The organism is Mesorhizobium sp. M7A.F.Ca.ET.027.03.2.1, assembly GCF_003999175.1.
Lineage (GTDB): Bacteria > Pseudomonadota > Alphaproteobacteria > Rhizobiales > Rhizobiaceae > Mesorhizobium.
In genome coordinates this window covers 1-5,891 of sequence record NZ_RZOM01000312.1, presented here as the reverse complement: position 1 = coordinate 5,891, position 5,891 = coordinate 1, and the positions used below count along the sequence as shown (strand labels likewise).

General features: G+C 62.5%; 1 protein-coding gene and 1 pseudogene. Both read left to right on the top strand.

Annotated elements, in window-relative coordinates; translation table 11 throughout:
* A pseudogene (locus EN750_RS39445) lies at window positions 1-5,384 on the top strand (S-layer family protein); the annotation flags it as partial.
* A gap of 194 nt (window positions 5,385-5,578) precedes the next feature.
* The coding region (locus EN750_RS15535) for a tail fiber protein (RefSeq protein ID WP_145967679.1) at window positions 5,579-5,891 on the top strand (313 nt) is incomplete at its 3' end.

Genomic DNA, 5,891 nt, shown 5'->3' with positions numbered 1-5,891 from the left:
GTTCGGGAACAGTCAGCGTCACCGGCGCCGGCAACACCATCACGACCACGAACGGCGGCACGGCGCTGAAGCTTGGCGACGCGACGGCGGTCGTCGCCGGGGCGAAAGGCGCGACGGTCGGCGCCGGTGGTATCAAGTTCGATACGATTTCGGTCAATGGCGCGGCGACCGGCATATCGCTCAACAATGTCAGCGGCGGCGTAATCGATCTCGGCACGGTCAACCTGCTAGGCATCACCGGTGCCAATGCGCGCGGTGTCGACATTTCCGGCACGCTCGGCTCGACGTTGAATTTCGCCAGCCTGAACATCGGGCTTGGCGCGGCGAACACCATCGGTCTCGACCTCAACGGCGCGTCGCTCGGCGCGAGCAACATCACCGCTGGCGATTTCGACGTCGACGGCGGCGGTTTTGCCGGCACGATCGGCATCGACATGGCCGACACGACCGGCACCGGCACGATCCAGCTCGGCGACACGGTCAACAACAATCCGGCGGGACAGACCTCCAAGATCGACAATGTCGGCTATGGCGTCCAGTTCTCCAGCGCCACCAACGCCCAGCTCGTGTTCGGCGACGGCGCCGGCCCGGCCGAATCGTCGATCAAGACCACAGGCGGCCAGGTCATCCACGCCACCGACACTTTGCCGACCAACGGCGACTACAATTTCAACGACGTCAATTTCGATGGCGACATTTCGAACCTGTCTTCCTACAAGGTCTACTATGTCACGGCCGATGCCACCGCCCTTGGCGACGGCAGTCTGCTCAATCCAGGCACCTACGCCAACGCCCAGACGTCTTCGGCCAATGTCATTGTGCTGATCGACAAGAACGTCGATGGCGGCCAGGCGACGATCGACCTCGGCGCGACGTCGTTCCAGCTCGATGACGGACAGGTGCTGCTCGCCTTCAAGAGCAACGACGCGGCGATCGATGTCTCGCAGCTCGGGGTCGACACCAGCGCCGGCGCGTCGCCGGCGTTCCACTTCACCACGGTGCAGAATTCGCCGATCATCGCGGCGCCGGCGGGCATCGACACGCTGCGGCCGGTCCTGCAGAGCAATAACGCCACGCAGGTCATCAATCTGGCGACATCAGGCAGCGGCATCTTCACAGGCGGCATCCAGAACCTGATCGTCAGCAATCTCGGTTCCGGTTCGGGCGTTGCCGCCAACGCGACCGGCGCCTCCAGTTTCATCGTCAGGAACAACACCATCACCGCCGGCGGCAACGCGCTCGATTTCTCCACCACGGGAGCTCCGGCCAATACGCTTCTGCTTTCGATCGACGGCAACACGCTCAGGTCGACCGCATCCGGCCTGGCTGCGTCGTTCAACGGCCAGAACATCGATGCCGACCTGAATTCAATCGCGATCAGGTCGTTTGCCGGCAATACGGTGACCGGGGGCGCCGGCAGTGGCGGCATCGCCTTCAGCAATGTCCGCTTCGATTCCGACGGCGCCGGCGGCACCGTCAGCGCCGGCACGCTCGGCATCGGTAACCCAGGCGCTCGCGTCCAGGGCAATGGCCTCAGTTTCACCAACACCAGCGGTACCCTTAATCTAGGCACGCTCAGCCTTGCCAACAATGGCGGCACCGGTGTCATCGCCAACACCAAAACCACCACCTTCACGCTGAACAACACCGGTGGCGTGGTCACCACCACCAACGGCGCGGCGTTCGATCTCGATCCGCTGACCGTCAACATGACGTTTGCCACCGTAAACGCCAGTGGCGGCGCGAGCGGCATCATCTTCGACGGCGTCGCTGGTACCTTCACCGTTACTGGCGCGACCGCCATCGGCAACACGACAGGCTTTGGCATCGATGCCGTCAACACCAACACCGGCACCTTCAACTTCAACACGGTGACGGTGAACAATGCCACCGTCCCCAACACAGGCGGCGGCATCCGAGTCCAGACCGGCACGCTCAACGTCACCGGCCTCGCCAACATCGACACGACCAGCGGCGTTGGTCTCTCGCAGGCCGGCGGCACAACCAGCTTCACCAACGGCTTGACCATCGACACCACCGCCGGCACCGGCATTCTCGCCACCGGCGGCACGATGGGCATCACCGCTACGGCTGCCGCCCAGACGGTGAACGCAACCGGCGGCACAGCGATCAATCTCTCCGGTGTCGCCGCCACCATCGCGCTCGATTCGACCTCGTCGGCCGGTGGCATCAACAATGTCAGCCTGACCGATGTCACGGGTATTGTTGGACTTGGAACTGGTGCGCTGAGTGGCGCAACGGGCGCGTCGTTCAATGTCGTCGGCGGCACGGCTGCCGTGAGCTATTCGGGCACGGTCAACAATTCGGGCGCATTCAGTCCGGCGCTGAATGTCCAGAGCCGGCTTGCCGGCGCCGGCCTCGTCGCCCTGAGTGGCAATCTGACGGCCAGCGGGCTGGGCGTATCGCTGAACAACAATGCAGGCGGCACGGTGACGGTGTCCGGCGCCTCGAACAGCTTTACCGGCGGGAACACCGGCATATCGATCACCGCCAACACCGGCGGCACCTACAACATCAGCGGCGCCAGCTACGCCATCGGCATGAGCAGCGGCGGGCTTGGCGTCGATATTGCCGGCAACAGCGCCCCGGTGACGGTCAATTTCAACGGCGGCGGTCTGGCGATCGTGACCTCGGCAGGCGCCGGCTTCAATGCCACGGGCTCCGGCACGATCAGCGTCACCGGCGTGGGCAACTCCATCGCCACGGGCACCGGTGTGGCGATGAACCTGAGCGGCGTCACGGTCGCGGCCACCGGCATGAATTTTTCCTCGACCAGCAACGGCGCCGGCGGCAACAGCGCCGTCGTCCTCACCAACGTCATCGGGTTGGGGACGATCAATCTCGGCGCCGGCACGCTGGTCGGCGGCAGCGCGGCAACCATCGCTGTCAGCGGCGGCACCGCCAACCTCAACTATACCGGCAATGTCAGCCAGTCGAACAATGCCACCCTGGTCAGCGTCGCGGGCGGGCACAGCGGCACGCTCAACTTCGCCACCGGTACGCTGTCGGCGACGAACGGCACCGGCCTGCAGTTCGACAATGCGGACGGCATCTACAGTTTCGTCGGCACGACGACGCTGAATGGCGGCAATGCCAGCGTCGACATCCTCAACGGCTCGGGCGGCACGTTCAATTTCGGCACCGGCACCTCGATCATCAGCCCCAGCGGCACGGCGTTCAACGTCAATGGCGGCACCGCCACCGTCACCTATGCCGGCACGATCACGCAAGCCACCGCCGGCCAGCGCATGATCGTCGTCGCCGACACCGCCGGCGGTTCGGTGAATTTCACCACTGCCGTGGCGAACGGGCTCAACGACACCGGCGGCACCGGCATCGTGATCGACGGCGCGGCGGGCAGCGTCACCGTCAACAATGCCAGCCTGACGGGCACGGCCGGCATCACCATTCTCGGCGATTCGACCAACAATGCGACCGGCACCTACACTTTCAACAATGTCGCCATCCAGACCGACGCGGGGGCTGCGAACAATGCCTTCGTCGTCGATGGCGACCAGGGCACGCCAGGCAATGACGACGTCAGCGCGGTCGTCAACCTGAACAATGTCGACATCACCAACCCTGGCGGCAATGTCGCCAACATCCGCGGCATGGCCGGCGGCTCGGTCAATTTCGACAGCGCCAGCACGATCACTCGCAACGACGGCGGGCTGGGCATTGCCGTGCTCAGCAACGCCGGCGGCACGATCAACTTCGGCGGCGCGATCAAGACTCTCTCGACCGGCGTCAACGCCGCCGTCATCCTGACCAGCAACCCCGGCGCGGCCATCAACTTCACCAATGGCGGGCTGGTTATCAACACAACGAGCGGCGGCGGCTTCAGCGCCACGGGCGGCGGCACGGTGACGGTGCAGGGCACCGGCAACACGATCACCTCCGGCACAGGCACGGCGCTCAACGTCGTCAACACGATGATCGGCGCCAGCGGGCTTAATTTCCAGAGCATTTCGGCGAATGGCGGCACCAACGGCATCGTGCTCAACAATACAGGCTCGGGTGGATTGACCGTTACAGGTGTCGGCACCACCGCCGGCTCGGGCGGCACAATTCAGAACACAACCGGGCGCGGCGCCAGTTTCATCAGCGCGAGCAACATCACGCTGAAGAACATGAATTTCACCAATGCCGGCACCGACGATCTCGATGCCGACAATTCGGGGCTTTCGACCGGTGACAACCTCACGACCAACGCGGCCATCCACCTTCAAAACGTCTCTACGGCGACGCTGGATCGGATCGCCATTTCGGGCGGCGCCGAGCAAGGCATCAACGGCAATACCGTTTCGAACTTCACGCTCAGCAACAGCAGCATATCGAATGCGGGCAATGGAGCGGACGAAGATGGCATCCATTTCTACAACATGTCCGGCACCAGCGCGGTCACCAACACCACGATCACAGGCAGCGGCGACGACAACTTCCAGCTGCAGACCCAGTCCGGCACGCTCGCGCTGACGATTTCAGGCGGCAGCTCGACTGGCGCCGTGCTTGGCAGCGGGTATCTGTTCGGCATCCGTGGAACGTCGAACGCCACGATCAACTTCTCGGGTGCCAATTCGAGCAACAACTTCAGCGGTGGCATCGTCGCCGATGCATTCGACAACTCCACAATGAACCTGAACGTCATCAACAGCACTTCGAGCAGCAACAACGATCAGCTGTCCGTCAGCGCCGGGGACAACAGCGATGTGAGCCTCGTCGCCACCGGCAACACGCTGAGCAGCACGGCGGCAGGCGACTTCGTCGTGGTGAGCCTGCTCGGGTCGGCGTTCGACAACGGCTTTACTTTTGACGCTCGAATTGAAAGCAATACCATCACGGTCGCAAACGGGCTGATAGCGGATGGCATATCCGTATTCAATGCCGGCGGCGGCGCCATGCGGGTCGGAATCAAAAACAACTCCATCGACTATGCCGGCACGCAACGCGCCATCCTTGTCCAGGCCGGACAGGACGGCGCCGGCAGCATCCTGGCCCAGATAACCGGCAACGCGATTGACATCAAACTGGATGGGACCGGAGATGCAGTTGCTGGCATTCTCGTCCAGTCAGCCGTCACGGACCCGGAGGGAAATGGTGCATCCGTCGATCTGAGCATAGGCGGCGCCGGCGCGCTCGCGAACATCTTTACGCATTCGCTTGGCGGCACCATGGCGGCTGGTGACATCCGGGTACGTCAGCGCAACAACGGGACGATCAACCTTAGCGGCTATGCTGGGGGCGCCATGGATACTGCTGCCGTGATCGCTTATCTGAACGGCCGCAATACAGTTGTTTCTGCATCTACCGCGACGGCGCAAACGAGCGGATTTACCGGGCTTGCCACGCCGCCGTTCCCATGATGGCTACGTTGATGAGGTAGAAAGGCCACCATTTGGTGCGACGATCTACAACCTTGGGCATACACTGCCTTCCTGCGCCTCTCGTTATTAAAATACTGTCTATTATTTTATAATAGTACCTGGTTTGTTAGAAACCCAAGTAGACTTCTATGTCGTTCCGTGTATTCTTCTGATATCTAATGAGGGCGCGAGACATGGCCGAGCCATTTCTATCGGAAATCAGGATTATGTCCTTTGTCTTCCCGCCCAAGGGTTGGGCGCTCTGTAACGGGCAGCTTTTGCCGATCAACCAGAACCAGGCGCTATTTTCACTGCTCGGAACCACTTTCGGCGGTGACGGCCAAGTCAATTTCGCGCTGCCCGATTATAGGGGACGTATCCCGATCCACGTTGGGAGCGGTCACACACTAGGCGAGCGCGGTGGCGAGCAAAGCCATACGCTGTCGATTTCCGAAATACCGACACACGTTCACTTTGCGCAGGCAAGCACAAACACCGGTAGCAGCC